The 24,146-nt window shown below is 72.3% G+C and carries 25 protein-coding genes; 11 read left to right on the forward strand and 14 right to left on the reverse strand.

Annotated features, from left to right (window positions below; genetic code table 11):
• Positions 1 to 5 precede the first annotated feature (5 nt).
• The 9 genes from ABEB12_RS27580 to ABEB12_RS27620 all read right to left on the reverse strand — a co-directional run bounded on the left by ABEB12_RS27580 (position 6) and on the right by ABEB12_RS27620 (position 8,877).
• A complete protein-coding gene (locus ABEB12_RS27580) occupies positions 6 to 839 on the reverse strand; it encodes an alpha/beta fold hydrolase (RefSeq protein ID WP_185064973.1) in 834 nt (277 codons plus the stop codon).
• Positions 836 to 1,489 carry an isochorismatase family protein gene (locus tag ABEB12_RS27585; RefSeq protein WP_185064972.1) on the reverse strand — a complete coding sequence of 218 codons (654 nt, stop codon included), beginning with the start codon at positions 1,487 to 1,489 and terminating at the stop codon, positions 836 to 838. The genes ABEB12_RS27580 and ABEB12_RS27585 overlap by 4 nt, the downstream gene beginning before the upstream one ends.
• A complete protein-coding gene (locus ABEB12_RS27590) occupies positions 1,486 to 1,956 on the reverse strand; it encodes a 2Fe-2S iron-sulfur cluster-binding protein (protein ID WP_185064971.1) in 471 nt (156 codons plus the stop codon). The genes ABEB12_RS27585 and ABEB12_RS27590 overlap by 4 nt, the downstream gene beginning before the upstream one ends.
• Positions 1,953 to 4,319 (reverse strand): molybdopterin cofactor-binding domain-containing protein, encoded by a 2,367-nt coding sequence (locus tag ABEB12_RS27595; RefSeq protein WP_185064970.1) that lies wholly within the window; start codon positions 4,317 to 4,319, stop codon positions 1,953 to 1,955. The genes ABEB12_RS27590 and ABEB12_RS27595 overlap by 4 nt, the downstream gene beginning before the upstream one ends.
• Positions 4,316 to 5,113 (reverse strand): FAD binding domain-containing protein, encoded by a 798-nt coding sequence (locus tag ABEB12_RS27600; protein ID WP_185064969.1) that lies wholly within the window; start codon positions 5,111 to 5,113, stop codon positions 4,316 to 4,318. Before ABEB12_RS27600 ends, ABEB12_RS27595 begins: the two co-directional genes overlap by 4 nt.
• Positions 5,110 to 6,492, reverse strand: a complete 1,383-nt coding sequence (locus tag ABEB12_RS27605; RefSeq protein WP_185064968.1) for an MFS transporter — start codon at positions 6,490 to 6,492, stop codon at positions 5,110 to 5,112. Before ABEB12_RS27605 ends, ABEB12_RS27600 begins: the two co-directional genes overlap by 4 nt.
• Positions 6,493 to 6,503: 11 nt before the next feature.
• The gene (locus tag ABEB12_RS27610) at positions 6,504 to 7,772 is read right to left on the reverse strand and encodes an FAD-dependent monooxygenase (protein ID WP_185064967.1); all 1,269 of its coding nucleotides are present in this window, start codon (positions 7,770 to 7,772) and stop codon (positions 6,504 to 6,506) included.
• A 102-nt stretch (positions 7,773 to 7,874) separates the two neighbouring features.
• Complete coding sequence (locus ABEB12_RS27615; RefSeq protein ID WP_185064966.1) at positions 7,875 to 8,354, reverse strand: MarR family transcriptional regulator; 480 nt, start codon at positions 8,352 to 8,354, stop codon at positions 7,875 to 7,877.
• Positions 8,355 to 8,457: 103 nt separating this feature from the next.
• Positions 8,458 to 8,877, reverse strand: a complete 420-nt coding sequence (locus ABEB12_RS27620) for a cupin domain-containing protein (protein ID WP_185064965.1) — start codon at positions 8,875 to 8,877, stop codon at positions 8,458 to 8,460.
• 167 nt (positions 8,878 to 9,044) lie between these two features.
• Between ABEB12_RS27620 and ABEB12_RS27625 the strand changes: the two genes are divergently transcribed.
• The 5 genes from ABEB12_RS27625 (at position 9,045) to ABEB12_RS27645 (ending at position 12,917) form a co-directional block, all read left to right on the forward strand.
• Positions 9,045 to 9,989, forward strand: coding sequence for a hypothetical protein (locus tag ABEB12_RS27625; RefSeq protein WP_185064964.1), 945 nt, complete (start codon positions 9,045 to 9,047; stop codon positions 9,987 to 9,989).
• A complete protein-coding gene (locus ABEB12_RS27630; protein ID WP_185064963.1) occupies positions 9,986 to 10,435 on the forward strand; it encodes an abscisic acid-deficient protein Aba4 family protein in 450 nt (149 codons plus the stop codon). Before ABEB12_RS27625 ends, ABEB12_RS27630 begins: the two co-directional genes overlap by 4 nt.
• 9 nt (positions 10,436 to 10,444) lie before the next feature.
• Positions 10,445 to 11,083, forward strand: coding sequence for a MerR family transcriptional regulator (locus tag ABEB12_RS27635; protein WP_345703190.1), 639 nt, complete (start codon positions 10,445 to 10,447; stop codon positions 11,081 to 11,083).
• Between the two features lie 44 nt (positions 11,084 to 11,127).
• Positions 11,128 to 12,486: a cytochrome P450 gene (locus tag ABEB12_RS27640; protein ID WP_345703191.1), complete on the forward strand. Its 1,359-nt coding sequence runs from the start codon at positions 11,128 to 11,130 to the stop codon at positions 12,484 to 12,486.
• A 74-nt stretch (positions 12,487 to 12,560) separates the two neighbouring features.
• Positions 12,561 to 12,917, forward strand: coding sequence for a DoxX family protein (locus tag ABEB12_RS27645; protein WP_185064961.1), 357 nt, complete (start codon positions 12,561 to 12,563; stop codon positions 12,915 to 12,917).
• On the opposite strand, the gene ABEB12_RS27650 is transcribed toward ABEB12_RS27645, so the two are convergent.
• Positions 12,895 to 13,626, reverse strand: a complete 732-nt coding sequence (locus tag ABEB12_RS27650; RefSeq protein ID WP_185064960.1) for a hypothetical protein — start codon at positions 13,624 to 13,626, stop codon at positions 12,895 to 12,897. The two genes, ABEB12_RS27645 and ABEB12_RS27650, sit on opposite strands and share 23 nt — an antisense overlap.
• A gap of 157 nt (positions 13,627 to 13,783) precedes the next feature.
• Between ABEB12_RS27650 and ABEB12_RS27655 the strand changes: the two genes are divergently transcribed.
• The 6 genes from ABEB12_RS27655 (at position 13,784) to ABEB12_RS27680 (ending at position 20,527) form a co-directional block, all read left to right on the forward strand.
• Positions 13,784 to 14,383 (forward strand): TetR family transcriptional regulator, encoded by a 600-nt coding sequence (locus ABEB12_RS27655; RefSeq protein ID WP_185064959.1) that lies wholly within the window; start codon positions 13,784 to 13,786, stop codon positions 14,381 to 14,383.
• The gene (locus ABEB12_RS27660; protein WP_345703192.1) at positions 14,380 to 15,333 is read left to right on the forward strand and encodes a cyclase family protein; all 954 of its coding nucleotides are present in this window, start codon (positions 14,380 to 14,382) and stop codon (positions 15,331 to 15,333) included. The genes ABEB12_RS27655 and ABEB12_RS27660 overlap by 4 nt, the downstream gene beginning before the upstream one ends.
• A 125-nt stretch (positions 15,334 to 15,458) precedes the next feature.
• On the forward strand, positions 15,459 to 16,814 hold the full coding sequence (locus ABEB12_RS27665; protein WP_185064958.1) for a carboxyl transferase domain-containing protein: 1,356 nt from the start codon (positions 15,459 to 15,461) through the stop codon (positions 16,812 to 16,814).
• Between the two features lie 97 nt (positions 16,815 to 16,911).
• On the forward strand, positions 16,912 to 18,102 hold the full coding sequence (locus ABEB12_RS27670; protein ID WP_185064957.1) for a LuxR C-terminal-related transcriptional regulator: 1,191 nt from the start codon (positions 16,912 to 16,914) through the stop codon (positions 18,100 to 18,102).
• A gap of 71 nt (positions 18,103 to 18,173) precedes the next feature.
• Complete coding sequence (locus ABEB12_RS27675; protein WP_185064956.1) at positions 18,174 to 18,320, forward strand: hypothetical protein; 147 nt, start codon at positions 18,174 to 18,176, stop codon at positions 18,318 to 18,320.
• Positions 18,321 to 18,334: 14 nt separating this feature from the next.
• A complete protein-coding gene (locus ABEB12_RS27680; protein WP_185064955.1) occupies positions 18,335 to 20,527 on the forward strand; it encodes a molybdopterin-dependent oxidoreductase in 2,193 nt (730 codons plus the stop codon).
• Positions 20,528 to 20,531: 4 nt separating this feature from the next.
• Here the strand turns inward: ABEB12_RS27680 and ABEB12_RS27685 are convergent, their stop codons facing one another.
• From ABEB12_RS27685 to ABEB12_RS27700, 4 genes are read right to left on the reverse strand one after another with little or no spacing between them, the layout of a single operon-like run.
• Entirely contained in the window at positions 20,532 to 20,981 is a 450-nt protein-coding gene (locus ABEB12_RS27685) for a winged helix-turn-helix transcriptional regulator (RefSeq protein WP_345703193.1), read from the reverse strand.
• Between the two features lie 2 nt (positions 20,982 to 20,983).
• Complete coding sequence (locus tag ABEB12_RS27690) at positions 20,984 to 21,991, reverse strand: zinc-binding dehydrogenase (RefSeq protein WP_185064954.1); 1,008 nt, start codon at positions 21,989 to 21,991, stop codon at positions 20,984 to 20,986.
• Complete coding sequence (locus tag ABEB12_RS27695; protein ID WP_185064953.1) at positions 21,988 to 22,962, reverse strand: LLM class F420-dependent oxidoreductase; 975 nt, start codon at positions 22,960 to 22,962, stop codon at positions 21,988 to 21,990. The genes ABEB12_RS27690 and ABEB12_RS27695 overlap by 4 nt, the downstream gene beginning before the upstream one ends.
• On the reverse strand, positions 22,959 to 24,107 hold the full coding sequence (locus ABEB12_RS27700; RefSeq protein ID WP_185064952.1) for an acyl-CoA dehydrogenase family protein: 1,149 nt from the start codon (positions 24,105 to 24,107) through the stop codon (positions 22,959 to 22,961). The genes ABEB12_RS27695 and ABEB12_RS27700 overlap by 4 nt, the downstream gene beginning before the upstream one ends.
• Positions 24,108 to 24,146 lie beyond the last annotated feature (39 nt).

The following is a 24,146-nucleotide window of genomic DNA, read 5'->3' on the forward strand; positions in this document are numbered from 1 at the left end:
GTGGGTTAGGGGGGTGGGAGGGTTGAGTCGCGGAGGAGGGGGAAGGCGTCGGCCGGGTTGTCCCAGAAGATCATGTGGGCGGCGTTGGGGACCTCGACGAAGGTTGCTTGGGGGTTCGTGGTGCGGGCTTCCGTCACGGCAAGCGGGGGGACGACCGGGCTTTGGGCGCCGTAGATGAACACCGTGGGGGTGGGCACCTTGGGCCAGGTCTCGAAGAAGTCCTCGGACTCGAAGCCGGCGTGGCTGGCCCGGATCGCCTCCTCGTCACAGCTGGCCAACCAGCGCGCGCGGAGCTCCTGCTCGCGGCGCGGCCAGCGGGGCCAGGCCCGTGCCACCTCGTCGGCGTCGGTGCCCCGGCGGGCCTGGTCGAGCTGGCCGAGGAACGCCTCCAGGGTGGTCGGGTACGGGTCGCGGCCGGGGCCGCTGGTCGGCGGGTCCACCACGATCGAGCCGCGCACCGGGGCGCCGCCGGCGGCCACCGCCGCGACGATCCGTGCGCCCATGGAGTGGCCGAGCAGGAGCGGCGACTCAAGGTCCAGCGCGGCCAGGACGGCGAGCACGTCGGCGGTGTAGTCGGCCAGCGTGTACGACGCGCCGGAGTCGGAGAGGCCGCGACCCCGGTTGTCCAGGACGATCGGCCGCACCGGGTCGGTCAGCTCGCGGGCCACGAAGTCCATGCTGATCGCCGGGCTGGTGATGCCCGGCACGATGAGCAGCGGCACGCCGGGGCCGCCGTAGTCGAGCAGGTGCAGGCGCAGCGGCCCGGAGCGCACCCATCGGCTGGTCGCGGGCACGTCGGCCAGGTCTGCCAGTGCCGGCTGGGTCAGCACGCGACTCATCGGGCACCCACCGACTTCAGGTAGTCCAGCGCGTCGGACAACTCGATCACATCCCCGTACTTGGCCTGGATGTCGAACAGGTTCGCCTGGTGCGGGCCGTCGGCCCGATCCCCCACGCACGCAAAGGGCACCAGCACGTCGAAGCCGCCCTGAACCGCGTCCACCGCGCTGGCCCGCACGCAGCCGCTGGTGGTGGCGCCGCAGATCACCACGGTGTCCACGCGCAGGCCGGTGAGCAGCGCGGCCAGCCCGGTGCCCCAGAACGCCGAGGCGCCCTTCTTGGTGATCAGGTGGTCCCCCGGCGCCAAGGGCAGCCGGGCGTCCACCTCCACCGCCGCCGAACCCTTGGTCAGCGCGGCCAGCCCGGGCGCCTTGCGCAGCCAGGCCACCCCACCGCCGGCCACCTCGGCGGCGGTGTAGGCGATCGTGGTGAACACCACCGGCACACCGGAAGCCCGCCCGGCGGACAGCAACGTGCCGGTGGCGGCCACCACCTCGGACAGCTCCGAGCCGGTGGGCCGGGAGGGGTCGGTGAAGCCGTTGGTCAGGTCCACCACCACGATCGCCGGCCGGTCACCGCGCCGGGCGGCGGCGCCGAACCCGGCGCGCGCGTAGGTCCGGTCGGCCTCGGCCCCGTGCAGGCCGGTCATCGGGCCGCCCGCCGTCGGGCCGCGCAGGCGGTGATCGCCTCCACGATGGTCTGGTAGCCGGTGCACCGGCACAGGTTGGATGCCACCACCTCGCGGATCTCCTCCTCGTTCGCGTCCGGCCGTTCGGCCAGGAACCCCTCGGCAAGCATCAGGAACCCCGGCGTGCAGAAGCCACACTGCAACGCGTGATGCTCACTGAACGCCCGTTGCAGGTCGTTCAGCCCGCTGCCCAGCGACTCCACGGTGCGGATCTCGCAGCCCTCGGCCTGGGCGGCGAACATCAGGCAGGCCCGCGCGGGCACGCCGTCCACCAGCACCGTGCACGCGCCGCAGATGCCGTGCTCGCAGCCCACGTGGGTGCCGGTGAGGCCCAGGTCGTGGCGGAGCACGTCGGACAGCAGCCGGCGGGGCTCGATGGCCAGGTCGTGGCGCTCGCCGTTCACCGTCAGCTCGATGAGTTGGATCATGTGCGGACCTCCGAGAAGGCCCGGTACACCGCTTCCCGGGCGATCGGGGTGTCGTCCAGCTCCACACCGGTGGAGCGCAGCGCGTCGTTCACGGCGTTGAGCACCGCCGCCGGCGCACCGATGGTGCCGCCCTCCCCCGCGCCCTTGGCGCCGCTCTCGGTGAAGGCGCACGGCGTCTCCAGGTGGTGGATGGCCACGTCCGGGATCTCGGCGGCGGTGGGTACCTTGTATTCCATGAAGCTGGGCGCCAGTGGTTGCCCCGTCGGGTCATAACACACCTGCTCGAACAGCGCTCCGGCGATGCCCTGCGCGATGCCGCCCCGGCACTGCCCCTCCACCACCTGCGGGTGGATCGCCACGCCGCAGTCCTCCACGCACACGTAGCGCAGGATGCGCACGCCGCCGGTGCCCGGGTCCAGCTCGACGACCACGCCGTGGCTGGCGTTGGAGAAGGTGCCGTCGCCGGCGACGTCGAAGCTGGCCGTGGCGGCCAGGCCCGGCCCGACGCCCTTGGGCAGCAGGTGCGCCTTCAGGTAGGCCACCTCGGCGATCTCGGCGAAGGACATGCCGCGCCCCGGGTCGTCGCGCAACCGGACCCCGCCCGCGCCGTCCAGCTCGGTGTTGTCCGGGGCGGTGTGCAGCAGGTGCGCGGCGATCTCCCGCAGCTGCTCGCCGAGCTTCCCGGAGGCGGCCCCGACGGCGCTGCCGCCGATGGTCACCGACCGGCTGGCGAACGAGCCCCAGCCGTAGGTGATCCGGTCGGTGTCGCCCTGGACCACCTTGACGTCCTCGATGTCCAGGCCCAGCCGGTCGGCCACGATCTGCGCCATGGTCGTCTCGTGGCTCTGCCCGTGGCTGAGCGTGCCGGTGGTCACCGAGACGGTGCCGGTGGTGTCCATCCGGATCTCCGAGATGTCGAACCCGGGCACCACGGCCATCTTGCGCTGCGCGAACGCCCCGGAGCCGTAACCGGTGCGCTCGGAGAAGCAGCAGTAGCCGATGCCGACCACCCGGTCCGGGGCGTCCCGGACCCGGTACCAGCCCTCCTCGCGCAGCAACCGTTCACAGAGATCCAGCGACTCGCGGTACGAGCCCGGGTCGTAAGTGATCTTGTTGACGCCGGTGTAGGGGAAGACGGTGATCACGTTGCGCCGGCGGATCTCCAGTGGGTCCAGCCGCAGCGCGCGAGCCGCCTTCTCCATCAGGCGCTCCATCACCATCACGTACTGCGGCCGGCTGACCCCTCGGTACGGGCCGCTCGGCGCCTTGTTGGTGGTGACCGCACGCCCCCGCACCCGGTACGCCGGCACCCGGTAGACCCCGGGCATCTCCGCACTGGCCATCAGCGGCTCGATGCCGGCGGTGAACGGGTAGCAGGAGTAGGCGCCCATGTCGCACACGATGTCCGCGTCCAGCGCCAGGATCCGGCCGTCAGCGTCGAAGGCCGCGCGGGCGTCGTAACGCTGCTCTCGGGCCAGGAACGCGGCGGTCAGCGCGTCCCGCCGGTCCTCGATCCACTTCACCGGACGACGCAGCTTCAACGCGGCGGCCGCCGCGGCGATCTCCTCCCGGCCGACGACGCACTTCTGCCCGAACCCGCCGCCCATGTCCGGCACGATCACCCTGATCTGGCGCTCCGGCCGCCCGAGGCAGCGGGCCAGCACAGTGCGCACCTGGTGCGGGATCTGCGTGGCGGTGTGCACCCGCAGCTGCTCGTCCCGGTCGTCCCAGTCCGCCACCACGCCCCTGGTCTCCAGCGGCAACGCGTTCTGCCGGCCGGTCTTGGTCCGCACCCGGACGACCGTGTGCGCACCGGCGAACACCTCGTCGATGCCCTCGGTGGCGAACAGGGAGACGTCGACCAGCGTGTTGCCCGGCGCCTGGTCGTGCACCAGGGCGGCTCCCGGGGTCAGCGCGGCGGCGTCCGAGACGACCGGCGGCAGCTCCTCGTACTCCACGACGGCCGCCTCCACGCCGTCCTCGGCGGCATACGGGTCGCGCGCGACGACCACCGCGACCGGTTCGCCGACGTAGCGCACCTTCTCCCCGGCGAGCACCGGCATCGCGGTCGGCACGAACTCGGTGGGCGGGCGGTCCAGCAACGCCACGATGTCGGCCAGGCCCAGGTCGGCGGCGCTGAACGCGGCCACCACGCCCGGCACCTCGAGCACCTCGGAGAGGTCCACCGCACCGAGGCGGGCATGTGCCACCGGGGACCGGACGAACTGGGCGTGCAGCAGCCCGGGCAGCTCGATGTCGTCCACGAACCGGCCGCGCCCGGTGAGCAGCCGGGGGTCCTCCCGGCGCGGCACGGACGCGCCCACCCATGCCCCGTCCCGCCGGAATCCCGGTCCCCGGGTCATGCCGCAGCCTCCGCCGTGGCGCGGGCTACCAGCGTGCGCACCAGGCCGCGCCGGTAGTGCGCGCTGGCCTCGGGGGTGTCGCGGACTGCGTCCGCGACCCGTGAGTGGCGAGTATCGCTATAGCCACACTCGCCACTCACGGGCGGCAGTGCCAACGGCACTGCCGCGACCCCACCCAGCACAATCCGGTCCGTATCCAGATCCACCGCCGCCGCAACCAGCGCGAAGTCCCCGCGCCGCTCGGCGAACTCGGTCAGCGCGGCGCGCGGCGCCGGCCGGGGGAAGACCACCTCGACGATCAGCTCGTCCGGTTCCAGCGCCGTGGAGAACACGCCGAGGAAGAACTCCTCCGCCGGGATCTCGCGAACGCCGTCCGGCCCGTGTGCCACGATCACCGCCCCCAGCAGGGTGGCGAGCAGGCACCACTCGGCGGTCGGGTCGCCGTGCGCGAGGCTGCCGCCGATCGTGCCCCTGGTGCGGATGGGCAGGTGGCCGACCCAGCGCATGGCCCGGGACAGCACCGCGAAGTCCGGCCCCAGCGCGGCCGTCTCCACCGCGTGGTGGGTGACCAGTGCGCCGATGCGCAGCGCGTCGCCGTCCCGCTGGATGTGGTCCAGGCCGGGCAGCCGGCGGATGTCCACCAGGTGCGCCGGCCGGGCCAGCCGGAAGTTCATCATCGGCACCAGGCTCTGCCCGCCGGCCAGCGCCTTGACGTCTTCCCCGAGCTCGGCCAGCAGACGGACCGCGCCGGCCACCGACGCCGGCCGGTGGTACTCGAAGGACGCGGGCTTCACCGGACCGCGAGCGACTCGTCCGAGCCGGGCCCGGTGATCCGGTCCAGCTCGCGGCCCCGGGTCTCCGGCGCGGCTACCGCCATCCACGCCACGGCGGCGCACACCGCCACGGCCAGCACGGTGAAGGTCAGCGGCAGCCCGAGCACCGGCCACAGCACGCTGCCGAACAGCAGCGGGGCGAACCCGGTGACCGTCCGGCTGGCCGAGGATGCCCAGCCGAACCCGCTGGCCCGCAGCTCGGTGGGATACAGCTCGGAGACATAGGCGTACATCACCGGGATCACCGTCAGCGACAACAGCCCGAAGGCGGCCAGCGCGGCCAGTGCGGCCGCCGGCACGTCCAGCACCAGCGCGAACAGCACCAGCACCAGCGCGGCCGCCGGACCGGCCACCGCGATCACCCACTTGCGCCCGACCACCTCGACCAGCAGCACGGCGGCGGCCACGCCCAGGACGCCCACGGCGTTCATCACCGTGGTTCCGGCGAAGGCCGCGTAGTCCCCCATGCCCTGCGCGCGCAGGATGGACGGCATCCAGTTCAGCGCGGCGTAGTACACCAGCATCACCGTGACGAACAGCGTCCAGGCCACGCCGGTGATCACCGGGTTGAACCGCCACACCAGGCGCAGCTGCTCGAGGGCCGCGCCCACCCCGCGCCGGCGTCCCGGCGTCCGGTCCACCGAGGGGATCACGTAAGCCTCGGGCGCGGCGCCGGTGCGCGCCACCAGGTCGTCGATCACCGCGCGGGCCCGTTCCTCCTGGCCGGTACGGGCCAGGTAGATGGGCGACTCCGGGACGCCCCGGCGCAGCCAGAACAGCAGCACGGCGGGCAGGATCATCAGCGCCAGCATCCACCGCCAGTTCCCCGGCAGCGGCAGCAACAGCGTGGACGCCACCCCGCACAGCGTCGCGCCGATCGGCCACCAGCCGTCCATCGCGGACAACACCCGGCCCCGCTGCTTACGCGGGCAGAACTCGCTGACCAGCGCGTAGTCCACCGGGATGCACCCACCGAGGCCGATGCCGGCGATGAACCGGAGCAGCAGGAAGACCTCCCAGTTCGGGGACAGCGCGCCCAACGCGGAGAACAGCGCGAAGATCAGCAGGGTGAGGCCGAAGGCTCGCTTGCGCCCCACTCGGTCGGCCACCGTGCCCCAGGCGATCGCGCCGACCGCCATGCCGACCAGGTTGGCCGTGCCGACCAGCCCGCGCTGCCCGATGCTCAGCGCGAACTCGGTGCCCAGCAGCGGGGTGAGGAACCCGTTCAGCGCCACGTCCCAGGCGTCGAACATGTAGCCGAGGCCACCGATGATGAAGATCTTTCCCTGCACGCCCCACTTCCACGGCAGGTCCTGCACAACCTGGTCTCCGGTACGCATTGGCCGGCTCCTCAACGTGCGAACGGGTAGTGAAAGGACTCGAGATCGGGATCGTTCAGCGGGGTGCCGCGCCACAGCCACTCGTAGGAGACGTCCGACTCCCCGTTGAACTGACGCAGCTTGCGGTCGCGTTCTTCCTGCTCCGGGCCGTCCGGCAGGTGGTAGAAGCGCATGTTCTCCAGTGAAGCGTCCTGCACCATGCCGGCGTGTTTGGCCCGACGGTTGACGTAACGGAGCAACGCGCCCGCGATGCCGCCGGCGCCGACCGCGCCCAGCTCCTCGGCCAGCACGGCGGCGTCCTCCATCGCCTGGGAAGCGCCCTGCGCCTGGTAGGGCAGCATGGCGTGGCAGGCGTCGCCGAGCAGCGCGACGTGCCCGTCCACCCACACCGGGTCGCGGCGGCGGCGGAACAGCGCCCACTTGGACGCGTCCCCCTCCGCCTTGGACAACATCGCGGCCACCCGGTCGTCCCACTCGGAGAACGCCGCCACCATCTCGTCGGCGGTGGCCGGCGCGGCCCATTCCCGGGAGACGTCCAGCGTGTTCGGCACGATGGCCACCACGTTGAGGTACTCGCCGCCCCGGATGCAGTAGTGCACCAGGTGCCGCTCCGGGCCGTACCAGATGGTCGAGTGGTAGCGGTCCAGCAGGAACCGGGTGGCCGGGTCGGCGGCGATCTTCTCCCCCGGGATCAGCGCCCGGTAGGCCATCTCGCCGGAGAACACCAGGGTGTCCGGCAGGCCCATGATGTCCCGGACAGCCGAGCGGATGCCGTCCGCGCCGATGACCACGTCGGCGGCGAACCGGCGGCCGTCCGCGGTCACGGCGACCGGGCGGGTGGGCTCGGCGCGGTCGATGTCGGTGACGCTGGCGCTGGTGTGCACCTGGACGACCGGGCCGGCGCCGTCCGGGTCCAGGCAGGCGTCCAGCAGCACCCGGTGCAGGTCGGCCCGGTGGTAGTGCCAGTACGGCGCGTTGTACTCGCGCTGCACCCGCTCGCCCAGCGGCAGCTGGGCGATGATCGCGCCGTCCCGCCAGCGGCGGCGCACCTGGTCCAACGGCTCGGTGCGGATGTCCGCCAGCTGGCGGCGCAGGCCCAGGCCGAGCAGGATCCGGCTGGCGTTGGGCGCGGTCTGGATGCCGGCGCCGACCTCCCCCAGCTCGGGCGCCTGCTCCAGCACGGTGACCAGCAGGCCCCGCTGCCGCAGGGCAAGTGCGCAGGTCAGGCCGCCGAGCCCGGCGCCGACGACGGTGACCGAGTACGACTGACTGGGCGGCACGGCTTCCTCCACGGCGGTTGCTCGGAGATAATCCGAACACTGACGATCCTGGATGGCAAGGGATCCGTCAAGCCTTAACAGAGAGGAAACCGACCGCCAAGATCAGTCGTCCACCAGGCTCTCCCACCGTTCGGAAAGCTCGGTGAGCTCCTGCAACAGCGCTTTTTGGCGGTCCGCCTGGTAGCCGCGCATCAACAGCACATCCAGCTCCCGCGCGCGCCGGTCGGCATCACGCAACGCCACCCGGCCCTGCTCGGTCAGGTACAGCAGGCGCTTTCGCCCGTCCTCGGCCGGGGTCTCCCGGATGATCAGCCGCCGGTCCTCCAACCGGCGAACCAGGCTGGCCATGGTGGACCGGTCCAGCGCCACACACGAGGCCAGCGAGCCCTGCTCGGCGCCCGGATAGGCGTTCACCGCGGTGAGCACGGCGAACTGGGGGCCGGTCAACGTGGCATCGACCATCCGCACCCAGGCCGCCACGTAGGCCTGATGCAGCCGTCGCGCCACGTAGCCCGGCGCGGCAAGCAACTCACCGGGAACCGGTAGACCGCCGGTTTCCTCGGCCCGCCTGTCGCTTGCCATCCCGCCTCACCCACTATGCACCGGTCGGCCACCCGGAGCCTGCCATGGCGCGCGGCCGGGTGCCCGGCGGCTTGCGCACCGCCGGACCGGGCACCTTACCGACTCACCGGCCGGCCCCCACCGCCGCTGGCCGGGTCGGCCGGTGCTCGGTGCCGTCGCCGAAGGTCAGGCTCAGCATCCGGCCCGCCTCATTCGGCGCGACCCGGTGCCAGGTGCCGGCCGGGATGAAGCAGACCTGGCCGGCGGCGAACTCCATCCGCTCCTCGCCGTCCGGGTGTTCCAGCACCGCGGTCATCGAGCCGGCCAGGCAGATCAGCAGCTCGTCGCCGTTGGGGTGCACCTCGCTGTGCCCGCCGTCCAGGTCGCCGCGGTCCGGGAAGTCGAAGGTGGCCACCAACCAGCCGGACAGCTCCAGGTCGCCGCCGGCCAGCCGAGCCCAGAACGCCGCCCCGCCCGGCATCGTCTCGGCGCGGGTGTCCCGCAGGTGGAAGTAGCTGGAGTCGAGGTCGATCACGTTGCTCATGGCTCCCAGGCTGCCCGGACGTTCGCCACGAGTCTTGGAAAAAGGGCAGCAGCCCCGGCTGGGCCGTTCGGGCGGCCCACACAGAAACTCCTGGACAGCGCCAAGCAGATAGTTTAACTTCTCGTAGTAGATACTGATGCTATCTACTATCCGAACACGAGGTAGCCATGTCCGAGTCGCTATTCGCCGATTGGCACCGGCCGATGCTGGTCTTGGCCGGGTTGATGGCCGGTGCGGCGGCGCTCTGCCTGGTGGGGCTGGCGGTGGACGACCGCGTGCTGCTGGGCGCCCCGATCTGGCTGAAGCCGTTCAAGTTCGCCGTGTCCATGGCGCTCTACAGCGCCGCGTGGGCCTGGCTCTACGCCCTGCTGAACCGGCCCCGCCGGGCCGCGTACTGGCTGTCCAACGGGGTGGTGGCCTGCATGGCCATCGAGTACGTCGTGATCGTGGGCCAGGTGGTGCGCGGCCGGCCCAGCCACTTCAACCGGTCCACCCCGCTGGATTCGGCGCTGTGGGACGTCATGGCGTTCACCATCGTCGCGCTGTGGCTGGGCACGCTGGCGCTGACCGTGTCCGCGCTGCGCGCCCCGGTGGCCGACCGGCCGAGCCGGTGGGCGATCCGGCTGGGCACCCCGATCGCACTGGTCGGCCTGGCCCTGGCCGGCCTGATGACCGGCCTGCCGTCGCAGACCCGCCCGAAGACCATCGACGGATTCCACGTGCAGGGCGCGCACGGCGTCGGAGTCCTGGACGGCGGGCCGGGCATGCCCATCACCGGCTGGAGCACCACCGGCGGCGACCTGCGCATCCCGCACTTCGTCGGCATGCACGCGCTGCAGGCGCTGCCCCTGCTGGCCATGCTGCTCGGCGCACTGGCCACCCGCTATCCCCGGCTGCGCCCCGAGTCGGTGCGCGCCCGCCTGGTGATCGTGGCGGCGGGCGGGTACGCCGGGCTGCTGGCCCTGGTCACCTGGCAGGCGCTGCGCGGGCAACCACTGATCCGGCCGGACGGCCCGACACTGCTCGCACTGGCCGTGCTCACCGGCGCGGTGGCCGCCGGCGGAGTGCTCGCAATGCGCGCACCCCGGTCGGCCGTGGAGGTGCCGGCGTGATCACCCCACTGTTCCAGGTCACGTTCTGGCTGGCCGCACCGTTCTGGGCGTTGATGATCCTGGTGCCGAGGTGGTCGGTCACCCGCCGGGTGATGGCCTCGCCGTGGGTCACCCTGCTCCCGCTGGCGGTCTACTTCGCCCTCGCCATCCCGTACCTGGGCGAGCTCTGGCCGGTGGTGAGCCGACCGGAGCTGGAACCGCTGCGCGACTATCTCGGCACGTCCTACGGCGCGGCGACGATCTGGGCGCAGCTGATCGCGTTCGACCTGTTCATCGGCCGCTGGATGTACCTGCGCGGGCGAGACCTGCCGGCGCCGCTGGTCAGCGTGATCCTGTTCCTGACCATCCTGCTCTCCCCCTTCGGCCTGGTGATCTTCCTGGCCGTACGGTCCGTCCACCGGTGGCGCGCCGAGCGGATAAACAGACTGTCCACTATGGGTAGTTAGGCTGTCCACATGTTGATCAGGATGGCCGAGCTGAGCCGCGAGTCGGGGGTGCCGGTCGCCACCATCAAGTACTACCTGCGCGAACGCCTGCTGCCGCCCGGCGAGCGCACCAGCCCGAACCAGGCGCTCTACGACGAGACCCATATCCGCCGGCTCAAGCTGATCCGGGCGCTGCTCGAGGTCGGCGGCCTGTCCGTGGCCACCGTCGCCGACGTACTGGCCGCGCTGGACGAGCAGATCTCCACCCACAAGGTGCTCGGCATCGCCTCGCACGGCCTGCCCATGCCGAAGGCCGGCGGGGACGCACAGGCCCGGGAGTGGGCGGCCGAGCAGGTCGACCGGGTGGTCGCGGAGCGCGGCTGGCAGCTCCGCCCGGACCACCCCGTGGTGGACTCGCTGGTCGGCACGCTCAGCGCGTTCGCCGAGCTGGGGCGACCCGAGCTGATCGCCCAGCTCAGTGGTTACGCCGAACTGGCCGACCGGATCGCCGAGCTGGACCTGCGCACCATCGCCGACCTGCCCAGCACCGAGTCGATCGTGGAGGGCGCGGTGATCGCAACCGTGCTCGGCGACGTGGTGTTCGCCGCGCTGCGCCGGCTGGCCCAGCAGCAGGTGTCCGCGCGCACATTCGGCGACCGGAGCGGTTGACATTCCCTTAGGGAAGGGTAGGTTCGTACACATTCCCTAAGGGAGTGTCGAATCGGGAGGACGCCATGAACGCCGCCCACCTGCCACCCGGCCCGAGTTCACCGCGCGCCGCCCAGACGCTGCGCTGGCTGGCCGACGGCCCCCGCTACCTGCGCGACTGCCGCGCCCGCTACGGCGACGTGTTCACGCTGGACCTGCTGCCCTACGCGGTGGCCGGTCCGGGCGCCGGCACCCGGTGGACCCCGTGGGTGTTCCTGGCCAACCCGGAGCACATCAAGCAGGTGTTCCGCGCGGACCCGGCGACCGTGCTCACCGGCGAGACCAACATGTTCCTGCGCGGGGTGGTCGGCGAGCGCTCCATCCTGGTGCTCGACGAACCGATGCACATGGCCGAGCGCCGGCTGCTGCATCCCCCGCTGCACGGCGACCGGGTGGCCGGCTACCGGGACCTGATCGCCGACGTGACCCGGGCCCGGATTCGCCACTGGCCGGTCGGGCGCCCGTTCGCGGTGTGGCCGCACATGCGGGCCATCACCCTCGAAGTGATCGTCCGGGCGATCTTCGGCATCACCGAGGCGGCCGAGGTTGCCCGGTGGCAGAACCTGCTCGGCCGGCTGCTGGACGGCATGACCGGCGCCCGGTTCCTGGCCGTGCACGGGCTGCACGCGATGGTCACCGGCGGCCGGGCCGGCGACCTGGGCGAGTCCGCGCCGGCGCGCCGGCTGCTGCGGCCGGTGGACGACGCGATCTTCACCGAGATCGCCGCCCGCCGGTCCGCACCGGGCGGCGGCGGGGACATCCTTTCCGCGCTGATGCGCGAGGAGCGCACCGACCAGCAGCTGCGCGACGAACTGATCACCCTGCTCATCGCCGGGCACGAGTCCACCTCGACCATGCTGGCCTGGGCGTTCGAACGGCTGCTCCGCCACCCCGACCAGCTGGCCCGGCTGCGCGCCCAGCCGGACGAGGACGCCGCCGAGGCGTACGCGGACGCGGTGGTGAAGGAGACCCTGCGGCTGCGGCCGGTGCTGCCCATCGTGCTGCGCAAGCTGGCCGCGCCGATGACGCTCGGCGAGCACCAGCTGCCCGCCGGCGCCTGGCTGGCGCCGTGCGCCTACCTGGTGCAGCGGGACCCGGCGGTGCACGCCGACCCGGAGCGCTTCCGGCCGGAACGGTTCCTCGGCACCGCCCCCAAGGCGCACGAATGGACCCCGTTCGGCGGCGGCGTGCGGCGCTGCCTGGGCGCCAACTTCGCCCAGCTGGAGATGCGCGTGGTACTGCGCACCGTGCTGGACCAGGTGGAACTGCGCCCGGCCGGGCCGGCGGCGGAACGCACCCGGCGCCGGTTCATCACCTACGCGCCGTCCCGGGGCGGCCGGGTGGTGCTGGCCGGCCCGCGCTGAAGCACCTCACATCCGGGGCGGCCGCATCGTCAGATGGATGACCCTTGTCGATCGAGGTGCCGAGGAGACCCGAGATGTTTACACCCTGGTGGCCGCTGGCGGTGTTGGCCGTGGTTTCGGCCGGGGACGCGGTGATGTGCGTGAAGCCGCTCGCGTTCATCCGCGCATGCCTGCGCGACGTGCACTTCCCCCAGCGGTACTGGAAGCTGCTGCCGCCGATCAAGCTGGCGGCGGCGGCCGGCCTGGTGATCGGCATCTGGCTGCCGCCGCTGGCCGTGCTGACCGCCGGCGCCCTGGTGCTGTACTTCCTGATCGCCGTCACGATGCACGTCCGGGCCGGCGACTTCGGCCGCAACCTGTTCCTGAACGCCAGCGGCATGCTGCTCACCTGCATCGCCGTGCTGGCGTTCACGATCGCGGTGTTCCCGTGAGGCTCACGGGCGGGCCGGCCGGCGCCGGCTCGGCCCGCTCCTCGTCGCGCGCCGCCGCGCGCAGCATGACGAACATGACCGCCAGCCAGATCAGCAGCGCGGCCAGGCCGAGCCAGAAGGTGAACACCCCGTTCCAGGCGAACGGCCCGGTCAGGAAGAACACGACCAGCGCGCCGGGCGTCAGCAGCACGGCGATCCACAGGTTGAAGTAGCCCAGCCAGCGCGGGAACACCGGCTCGGGCGTGCGGTCGGCGAAGATCGCGGCGGCGATCGCCACCCCCTGCAACACTGCCGGGCCGACCGTGCCCACGAGCATGACCCAGGCGACGTCGTTCAGCAGCGCGACCGACTCCGCCGAGCTGTCCGCGCGCAACGCCGCGACCGCCCACAACATCGGCGGCAGCATCGCCGGCAGCACGCCGAGCACCCCGGCGGCCAACTGCAGGGTCGCCAGCGAGGTGTCGATCCGGCGCAGCTGAATGAAGATCACCGAAACCCAGGCGCAGGTCAACGGCGCGGCCAGCCACATGAGCAGGGTGCCCAGCCGGATCCCGGTGCGGTTGGCGTCGAACAGCGCGGCCACCTCCCCCAGACCCAGCCGGGGCGAGGGCGGCGGCAGGAAGCCGGCGAGCGGCCACAGTCCGGCGCCGAACAACACCGCGAACAGCGGCATGGACCACAGGCACAACCGTTGGGTTCCGGGGTTCATCGGGACCTCACCTCAGGAGTCTGAACGGTCGACTGAGACGGACGTTCAACTCAGTCGATCCGAACTCTGGCACGGCGCCGGAAGGGCGTCAAGACCGGCCGGGAAGTCCCAGCTCGTAGGATCGATCGGGGTTGGCGAGCGGGGCGACGGGAGACACATGCCGCACGTGCCGGCGCGGGAGCGCCGTCGGCAGATCGTCGAGGCGGCCATCGTGGTGATGCGCGAGGCCGGCCTGGAGGGCGCCTCGATCCGGCGCATCGCCAAGCAGGCGGGCGCGCCACTGGCCAGCGTGCACTACACGTTCGAGGACAAAGAGGCGCTGTTCGCCGCCGTCTACCGGCACTGGGTCGACCTGATGACCGAACAGCTCTCCGGCCAGGTGCCCGAGGGCCGCGGCCTGGAGGCCTGCGTGCGCGGCCTGATGACCGGCTTCCTCGACTGGGTCGTCGGCGACCGCACCCTGGGCATCGCCCAGTTCGAGCTGATGCTCTGGGCCGCCCGCACCCCCTCGGCGTCCGGGTTCGCCGCATCCATCTACCAGGGCTACCGCGACGTCTGCCGCCTGGCGCTGGCCCGGGCGACCGGCGAGGATCTGGACCCGACCCAGCTGGACCCGCTGATCGAGTTGCTGGTGGCCGCGCTGGACGGGGTGGTGATCCGGTTCCTGGTGGACCGGGACGAGCAGACCGCGCGGCGCACCGTCGACCGGTTCATCACGCTGGCGCTGGGACGGACGGAGGAGGCGATGCCGGGATGACGACAGAGCGACCGATGCCCACCCAGGACGACGTGCTCGGGTACTTCAGCACGCTGTCGAACTGGGGACGGTGGGGCGACGACGACGAGCTCGGCACCCTGAACCACATCACCGACGACGTCCGGCTGGACGCGGCGCGGTCGGTGCGCCACGGCCGGAGCGTGTCGTGCGCGTGGGAGGTCGCCGTGCCGGAGGAGATGGAGCGCTCGACGACGACCTGCCCGTGCGCCGCCGACATGCCGGGTGCCGAGGGCATGCCGCCCGCGTTCCACGCCGACCGGCGCTGGGGCTTCTCGAACGAGCGGCTCGGCCTCCTGTTCCACGGCAACACCATCACCCACGTCGACTCGCCGTGCCACCTCTTCTGGGACGGCACGATGTACAACGGGCGGCCGCACTCGCTGGTCGACCCCACGACGGGATCGGCGTGGGCGGCCGTCACGGCGGCGGCCAACGGGATCGTCACGCGGGGTGTCCTGCTGGACGTCGCCAGGGCCCGTGACGTGCCGTGGCTGGAACCGGGGCAGGGCGTGTTTCCCGAGGATCTCGAGGAGGCCGAGCGCCGCCAGGGCGTGCGGGTGCGATCCGGCGATGCGGTACTCCTGCGGACCGGCTACGGCCGCGTCCGGCACGAGGCCGGTCCGGCCGGCGGTTTCACCCAGGCCGGCTGGCACGCGTCCTGCCTGCCGTGGCTGCACGAACGGGAAGTGGCGCTGATCGGCGCCGACACCCCCCAGGACGTGCAGCCGTCGGGCTACGACGACGTGTTGATGCCGGTTCACGCCGTGGGCCTGGTCGCGATGGGCCTGTGGCTGCTGGACAACTGCGACCTGGAGGCGTGCGCGACCACGGCCGCCGGGCTCGGCCAGTGGGACTTCCACCTCGCGGTCGCGCCGGTCCGCTTCGCCGGCACGTCCGGCAGCCCGGTCAACCCGATCGCCACGTTCTGACCGAGGGACTCGCGCCCGACCGTGTACCACATGCTGGTGATCCACCGAGGCTGGTCGGCGACCCGGTACGAGCAGTGGCTCACCCGGAGCCTGGTCGACCAGCTCCTCGAAGGAGGGAACCCGACTTGACCGGTATCGCCGACACCCTGGACGCGGTGCTCGACCCGGGGTCGTTCCGGAACTGGTCGCCCAACCACGACTCGATCGTCGCCGGCGAGGGCACCGTCGACCGGCGGCGGGTCGCGGTGCTGCTCGGGGAGTACCAGGTGCACGGCGGGTCCATCGGGGTCGAGGCGGCCGGACAGATCACCGCCGCGGTGCGCCGGGCCACCGCCGAGCGGCTGCCCCTGCTCGCTTCGCCCCGGTCGGCCGGCACCCGGATGCAGGACGGGACGGCCGCGTTCGTCGGGGTGCTGCCGATCACGGCGGCGGTTTCCGAGCACCGCCGGGCCGGCCTGCCCTACCTGGTCTGGCTGCGCGATCCGGTGTTCGGCGGTGTCCTCGCGTCCTGGGGGTCGCAGGGACACCTCACCGCGGCCGAGCCCGGCGCCCGCATCGGTTTCCTCGGCCCCCGGGTGGTGGAGGCCCTGAACGGGCGGCCCCTCCCGCCCGGCGTGCAGACCGCGGAGAACCTGCACCGCAACGGCCTGATCGACCGGGTGGTCCCGCTCGCCGGCCTGCGCACGGCGGTCGGCAAGGTACTCGACCTGACCGACCGGAGCCGGGACTCCCCCGCCACCGGTGACCCCGGCCCCGAGGCCGCCGAGGCACCGGCGGTCGAGGTGCTGGCGCGCAGCCGAGACCGGAACCGCCCCGGCATCCGCGACATCGTCCGGCACGCCGGGCTGACCATCGCCGAGCTGCACGGCAGCGGCCGGGGCGACGTGGCGCGGGCGACGCTGCTGGCGCTGGCCGAGATCGGCGGCACCCGCTGCGTGCTGATCGGCCAGGACCGCGCCGCGCAGGCGGACGGAATGCCCATCGGGCCGGCCGACCTGCGAGTGGCCCGGCGGGGCATCGCGCTGGCCGGCGAGCTGGGGCTGCCCACCGTCACCGTGGTGGACACCGACGGCGGCGAACTGAGCGGGCCCGCCGAGGAGGGCGGCCTGGCCGCCGAGATCGCCGGCTGCCTGCTGGACCTGACCCGGGCCGGCCGACCCACCCTGGCAGTGCTCCTCGGGCAGGGCGCCGGTGGCACGGCCATCGCCCTGCTGCCCGCCCGCCGGGTGATCGCGGCACGGCACTCGTGGTTGGCGCCGCTGTCCCCCGAGGGCGCCAGCACGATCATGCACGGCGCGCCGGGCCGGGCGGAGGAGATGGCGGCGAACCAGGGAATCCGCGCCGCCGACCTGGCCCGCCTGGGCATCGTGCACCGGGTCGTCGCCGAACTCCCCGACGCGGCGGCCGAACCGGAGGCCTTCGCGCGGCGCCTGGTGGCGACCATCGCTAGCGAGCTCGCGGACCTCGCGGGTGAGTCGTAAGAGGTAATCCATGCCCTCGAACGGACACCAGCGGTGGCAGCCCCACCTTCGACCGCCTTAGAGTGGCGGACCAGCCCGTCGGCGGGAGGTGAAGGACGTGGCCACCTCGTTCGCGCCGATCACCCGCGACACGACCAGCGCCGAGTTCGAGGCCCAGCGCCGGGCGGACACCGCGTTCGAACGCCGGATCCGGGCGGCGCTCGACCAGGCGCGCGCCTATGTCGACGTGGACGCCGCCGTCCCACCGGCCCGCGACCGACCGCGCGACAGCATCGACGTCTGCCTCGGCCGGACCGTCGAACAGCTGAAGCAGCGCCTCACCTCCGCGACCGGGCTGGAAGCGGCCGACTACGTCGAGATGACGCGCCTGGCGTTCGAGCTGCTGGCGCTCAACAACCACTACCAGAGGCACCTCTTCTCGCGGCGACTTCGCGCGCTGGGAATGCTCCACGAGCTGACGCCCACGGTAGGCGAGTCGACCGGAATCGAGAAGCTCTTCCACCGTGCCGCAATGGACGCGTGCGATACGTGCAATTTCGACCGCATTCTCATTCTCCGGCTCGACGAGACACATCTCGCCGCTCAGGCGGCCCATTTCCGGGGACACGAGGACTGGGCGTCCGACGCTCGGGAATTCGCTCGAGCCCATCCGATTGCGCTCGACCGGGGCCGTTTCGAGAGCGAGGTGCTGCGCCGGCGGACCGCCGGCCTGGTGCTCGATCCCCGCGACGACCCGAGAGCCAACCACCCGATCGTCGCCAACACCCGGACATTCAGCTACGCGTCCGCGCCGATCATCTCCGGTGGGGTGGCGATCGGCACCGTTCACGGCGACATGCACTTCAGCGGACGCCGGGTCGACGTGGTCGACCGGGACTGCCTGGGGGCCTTCGCGGCGAGCCTGGGATCGCTGGTCGAGAAGGCGCTGCTGGCCGGCCGGCTGTATGCGCAGCGGGATCGGGCCCGGGCGATGCTGCGGGCCAGCGAGGACCTGATCAGGGAGTTCGCCGACGGCGACATCCGGATCGGCCCGCCGAGGCCGGCCTCGCCCGAGCCGGAGGCCGGTGACCCGCCGTATGTGGACAGTCCGCTGAGCGGCCGGGAACGAGAGGTCCTGGCCCTGCTGGCCGGCGGTGCGACCAACGCGGCGATCGCGCGGCGCCTCGTCCTCGCCGAGGGCACGGTCAAATCACACGTCAAACGCATCTTCCGCAAGCTGCGGGTGAGCAACCGGGCCGAAGCCGCCGCTCGGTTCGCCCGACTCGAAAGGTCCGCGCACTCCCGATGACCTCGAACGAGGTAATCGATTATCGCTGACGAGAGTATCGGCGTATTGCGTCACTGAATAATCTTCCTGGCGTGGCCTACGTAATTACCGAAGCGTGTATCGGGCAGAAGGACGGCAGTTGCGCGGCCGTGTGTCCGGTCGACTACGACGAGCTACCCGAAGAAATGAGTCATTTCGAGGCGAAGGCCGCCGAGTACTACGCCGCCGGCAGTTCTTGACCACGAGGAGCGTCATGCCCACCCAGGAGAAGATCACCTATTGCGGCATCTGCGAAGGCCAGTGCGGAATCGTCGTCACGGTGGAGGGCGGAAAGGCGGTCAAGGTCCGGCCGGACAAGAACTCGCCGTTGTCCAAGGGCTTCGCCTGCCCCAAGGGGATCGCGTACCCGAGTATCGCGGCCGACCCGGACCGCGTCGTGGAACCGCTCAGGCGGCTCCCCTCGGGCAACCTGGTCCCGGTCACCTGGGACGACGCACTCGACGACATCGCCGACCGGCTCCGGACGATCATCGACCGCGACGGCGGCGACAGCGTCGGTCTCTTCGGCGGCCACGCGCTCCTGGACAACTACAGCGGCTTCTTCTGGGACGCCGGAATGTGCGCCGCGTTGGGCTCTCCGCACAACTACACGTCGTCCTCGGTCGACATCAACAACTACTGGGCGATCGGGTCGATGCTCTACGGGCATCCGCTGATCAATCCCATTCCGGACATCGACCGGACCGACTTCCTGCTCGTGTTCGGCGCGAACCCACTCATCTCGCACTCGTCGATGCTGACCGCGCCGAGGGCGCGCGACCACTTCACCGGGGTGGTGCGCCGGGGCGGCCGGGTGGTGGTGATCGACCCGCGCCGGTCCGAGACGGCGGCCGCGTTCGACTGGCTCCCGATCCGCGCGGACGAAGACGTGCTGCTCATGGCCTCACTACTGCAGACAATCTTCGCCGGCGGGCTGGCCGACCAGGATGCGCTGGAGCGGCAGACGACGGACGGCGGCCGCTTCATCCGCGACATGGTCGGCGGGCACACCCCGGAGTCCACCGAGCATCGAACGGGGATTCCGGCCGCGACCATTCGCGCGCTCGCGCACGACTTCGCGACCACGCCCCGGGCCGCCGCCTACGGCCGCTGCGGCATCTCCCTGGGCAGCGCCGGAACCCTGGCGAAGTACCTGATGGACGCGCTCAACATCGTCACCGGGAACCTGGACCGGGTCGGCGGTTACGTCTTCGGCGAGGAGTTCATCGACCTGCAGCTGATCACCCACCTCGCGGGCGCGGCGACCTATGACACCTGGCGGACCCGGGTCGACGGATTCCCCGAGGTTCTCGGTACCGCGCCCGCGGTCAGCATGGCCAGGGAGATCACCACACCCGGCAAGGGCCAGCTGAAGGCCCTGATCGTGAACGCCGGGAACCCGGCGATGAGCGTGCCGGGCTCGGGCGAGCTCGGGCGCGCGCTGCAACAGCTCGAGCTGCTGGTCGTCCTGGACGTCCAGCAGACCGAGACCGCCGGTTACGCCGACTACGTGCTGCCCGGGGTGCTCGGGATCGAGCGCGACTGCCTGCCCTGGCTCAACTCCGGGCACACGATCAAACCGTTCGCGCTGTGGGCGGACAAGACGGTCGAGCCGCCGCCGGGCTGCCGGGAGGAATGGTGGGTGGTCGACCAGATCTGCGAACGCCTCGGCCTCGTGCCTTCGCCATTCCCGCTCATCCGCGAGCTGGGTGAAACCGGCCTGCGGCTCACCCCGCAACAGACCTTCGACCTGTTCCTGCGGATCAGCCCGCGCGGCGACCTGTTCGGCCAGCGGCCGGACGGCTGGAACCGGGAAAAGGCCTGGCAGAACCCGCAAGGCGTGATCCTGGAGGACGAGCTGCCGACCGATGTGCTGCGCGAGAAGCTGTACACCCCGGACAAGCGGGTTCACCTCGAGCAGCCGAAGATGCGCGACGAGCTGGTCCGGCACACGGCGCGATCGGTGAACGGCGACCTGCCACTGCGCCTGGTCAGCGTGCGCGAGCTCCGGACCTGCAACACCTACCTGTTGAACGTCGAGAAGTTGATGACCGGCGACCGTCGCCAGCGGCTGCGGATCAACCCGGTCGACGCCGAGGCCGCCGGCATCAACAGCGGCGACATGGTCACCATTCGCAGCGCCGAGGGTGAGATCGAGGTCGAGGCACTGGTCAGCGAGGAGATGGCCGCCGGCAACATCGGCCTCCCGCAGGGCTGGGGGCACAACGGCGGGTGGCGGCTGGCCAATGCCGCCGGCGGCGCCAACTACAACCTGCTGACCACGAGCGCGGCCGAGACCCACGACCAGCTGTCCGGCAACGGCCACGTCAACGGCGTCGACACCGCGGTGAGCGCGGTCAGGACCCCGGGCGCACGAGTACCGGCGCTCCACGAGGGCGGGCGATGACGGGTCAGGCCGGTTCCGGGGTCACATTGTGCGCGGTGATCTCCTGTTGGCAGTGGCGGCAGGTGAGGGTGGGGTCGGCGGGTTGGCCGCATTCGTGGTGGCGCAGCACGATCGGCGGCCCCTGCGGCCCGGCGAGGTAGGCGTCGCCCCAGCGCATCAGCGCGACCACGGCCGGGAAGAGGTCCCGGCCCGACTGGCTGAGGTGGTACTCGTGCCGGTCCGGCTCGGTGGCGTAGCGGACGCGCTCCAGCAGGCCGGCGTCCACCAGGGAGCGCAGGCGCGCGGACAGGGTGGGCCGGGGGATGTTGAGGTTGCGGGCGAGCCGGCCGTAGCGGCGGACGCCGAAGAACATCTCGCGCAGGATGAGCAGCGTCCAGCGCTCCCCGACCAGGTTGAGGGCGCGGCTGACCGAGTCCGCCTCGAGACCGCGGGGAAGGTCGTGCTCGGAGACCACGGTCAGCCCTGCCGGCCGGGCAGGGCCAGGATGAGCTTGCCGGTGTTCCCCCCGGTGAACAGCTTGAGCAGGGTCTCCGGGAACCGGTCGATGTCGCCGTCCACGATCGTCTCCAGGCCGGTGATCGACCCGGCGCGGACCCATTCGGCCAGCTCGGCCCGGGCCTCCGGGTAGCGCCGGGCGTAGTCGAAGATCACGAAGCCGGCCATGGTCGCCCGGCGGATCAGCAGCTGCATGTAGTTGCGCGGCCCGCTGGGCGGCGAGTTGTACTGCGAGACCGCGCCGCTGAGCACGATGCGCGCGCCCCGGGCGAGGTTGCCCAGGGCGCCCTCCAGGATCGCGCCGCCCACGTTGTCGAAGAAGACGTCGATGCCGTCCGGGGCCAGATCGCGCAGCCGGCGGCCGACGTGTTCGGACTTGTAGTCGATCGCGGCGTCGAACCCGAGCTGGTCCACCAGCAGCGCACACTTCTCCGGTCCGCCGGCGATCCCGATCGCGCGGCAGCCCCGGATCTTGGCGATCTGCCCGGTGATGCTGCCGACCGAGCCGGCCGCGGCGGAGACCACGACGGTCTGCCCCGGCTCCGGGCGGCCGATGTCCAGCAGGCCGAAGTAGGCGGTCAGCCCGCTGAGCCCCAGCGCGCCGAGGTGCGTGGGCGCGGAGGCCACGGACGTGTCGACCGGCGTCACGCCCCGCCCGTCGGCCAGCGCGAAGCGCTGCACCCCGAAGGTGCCGTAGACGGTGTCACCCACCGAGTAGTCGGGGTGCCGGGACTCGACCACCCGGCCGATGCCTGCGGCCCGCATGACCTCGCCGAGCTGTACGGGCGGCACGTAGGAGGGGACGTCGTTCATCCACGCCCGCATCGCCGGGTCCACCGAGAGGTACTCGTTCCGCACCAGGAACTCCCCCTCGGCGGGCGCCGGCACGGCCTCCTCGGTGAACTCCCAGTCCGTCGCCCCGGGCAGGCCGGACGGCCGGGCGGCGAGGCGGCATTGGCGGTTGGTCATGAGCGGGCCTCCATGGCTAGTTCGGCGAGTACCTTGGCGCCCGCCGGGTCTTCGGCGGTGGCGGGGACGACCGCCACGTGATCGGCACCGGCGCGCCGGTACTCCGCGATCCGGCCGGCGATCCGGGTCATCGAGCCGACGGCGCCGACCGCCGCCACCAGCTCCGCCGGTACGGCGGCGGCCAGCTCGGACCTCGGTGCCCCGGCCCTGGCCCGCTCGACCAGTGCGCCGTGGCCGAGCTGGCTGAACATCTCGCCGTAGCCGGGCGGCCGGAGGTACACGGCGAGCTGGCCGGCGAGCTGGCGCAGGGTCGCGGCGCCGGGGTCGTGCGCGACGGGCAGCCACACCGCGATCCGGGGCGGCGGGCGGTCGGCGTCACGGGCGTGGGTGTCCACGATCTCCCGGGTCCGCGCGACGTGTTCGGCGGTGACCAGGTTGAGCACCAGCTCATCCGCCTCCTCGGCGGCCACCCGGGTCATGGCCGGCCCGAACGCGGCGATCGAGATGCGGGTCCCCGGGCGGGGCGAACGCAGGCGGAAACCCCGCGTCCGCACGTACCTCCCCTCGAACACCCCGCGCTCGCCGTCGAGGATCCCCCGCAGGGCGCGCACGCACTCCCGCATGCGCCCGGCGGCGTGGTCCCACGGCCGGTCGTGCCAGCCCGACACGATCGGCGGGCTGGACGCGCCGAGCGCCAGGCCGACGTCGCGGCCGGTGAGCGTGGCCACCGAGGAGAGCCCCAGGGCGAGGGCCACCGGGCCGCGCACGGTGGCGGCCAGCGGCCCGATGCGCAGCGGTATGGAGCCGGTCCGCGCGCCGACCGCGGTGGCCAGCGCGAAGGCGTCGAAGGTCACCATCTCGCCGATCCACAGCGCGTCGAACCCGTTGCGGTCGGCCTCGACCGCGACCTCCAGTGCCTCGGTGTCCGGCCGGTCCAGCCAGAACGGCGTCACCACGCCGAGCTCGGTCACAGCTGGTCCGTCCGGGTCGGCAGCCCGAGCAGGAGCCGGCCGGCGAGCTCGTAGGTGGCCGGGTTGACCTGGAAGTGCGCCGTCGCGGTGTGCGCGTCGCGGAAGCGCCGCTGCAGCGGGGACCGCTCGTAGATCGCCGCCCCGCCGCCCAGGTCGTGCATCGACCTGGTGACCTCGGCCGAGGTGCGGGTGGCGTGGGTGGCGGCCAGGCGCAGCCCGAGCCGCGCCGCGTCCGGCACCGCCCGCGTCGCCAGCGCCGCCTGCCACGCGTCGGCCACGGCCTGGAAGAAGAGCAGCCGCGCGGCCCGCAGCGCCGCCTCGGCCTCGGCCACCGCCCCTTGCACCGAGGAGCGCTCGGCCAGTGATCGGGAGGACCCGAGCGACCGCTTCTCCCCGGCCAGCGCGGTCAGGTCGTCGATCGCGCCGCGCGCGTTGCCCAGCGCGGCCGCCGCGATGGAGAGGGCGAAGAACCCGAAGATCGGGAACCGGTAGAGCGGCTCGTCGACCTGTGGCCCCTCGCCCAGCGCCAGGATCCGGCGCCCGGGCACGAATACGGCCTCGGCGACCGAGTCGTGGCTGCCGGTGCCGCGCAGGCCGCCGGTGTACCAGGTGTCCCGGACCTCCAGGTCGGCCTTGGGGATCGCCACCACCCGGTTCACCGGCGGGCCGTCGCCGGCGTCCACCATGCACCCGGCGAACAACCAGTCCGAGTGGTTGATCCCGCTGCAGAACGACCAGCGGCCCGAGACCTGGAGACCGCCGTCCACGGCCCGGGCCCGGCCGGTCGGCGCCCAGACGCCGGCGGCGACCGAGGCCGGCTCGCCGAACACCTCCTCCGCGCCGTCCTTGGGCAGGTAGGCGGCGAGCAGGCTGCTGGTGGCCCCGATGGACACGCACCAACCGGCGGACGCGTCACCCCGGGCCACGGTCTCCGCGCAGCCGAGGATCACCTCGGGCGGCGCCTCCGGACCGCCCAGCCCCCGGGGCACCCCGGCCCGGAACAGCCCGCCGTCGCGCAGCGACCCGACCAGCTCCCCGGGCAGCGCCCGGCCCGACTCGGTGGCCGGCGCGTGCTCCCGGGCCAGTTCCGCGCCCCGCTCCGCCGCCCGGCGCAGTTCCCCGAAGCCGTCCGACCGCTCGCCCATGAAGCGCCCTCCACCGGTTCAATACTGTTACCGGTTCAG

The sequence above is a fragment of the Actinospineispora eucalypti genome (assembly GCF_039543365.1).
GTDB classification, from domain to species: Bacteria; Actinomycetota; Actinomycetes; order Mycobacteriales; family Pseudonocardiaceae; genus Pseudonocardia; species Pseudonocardia eucalypti.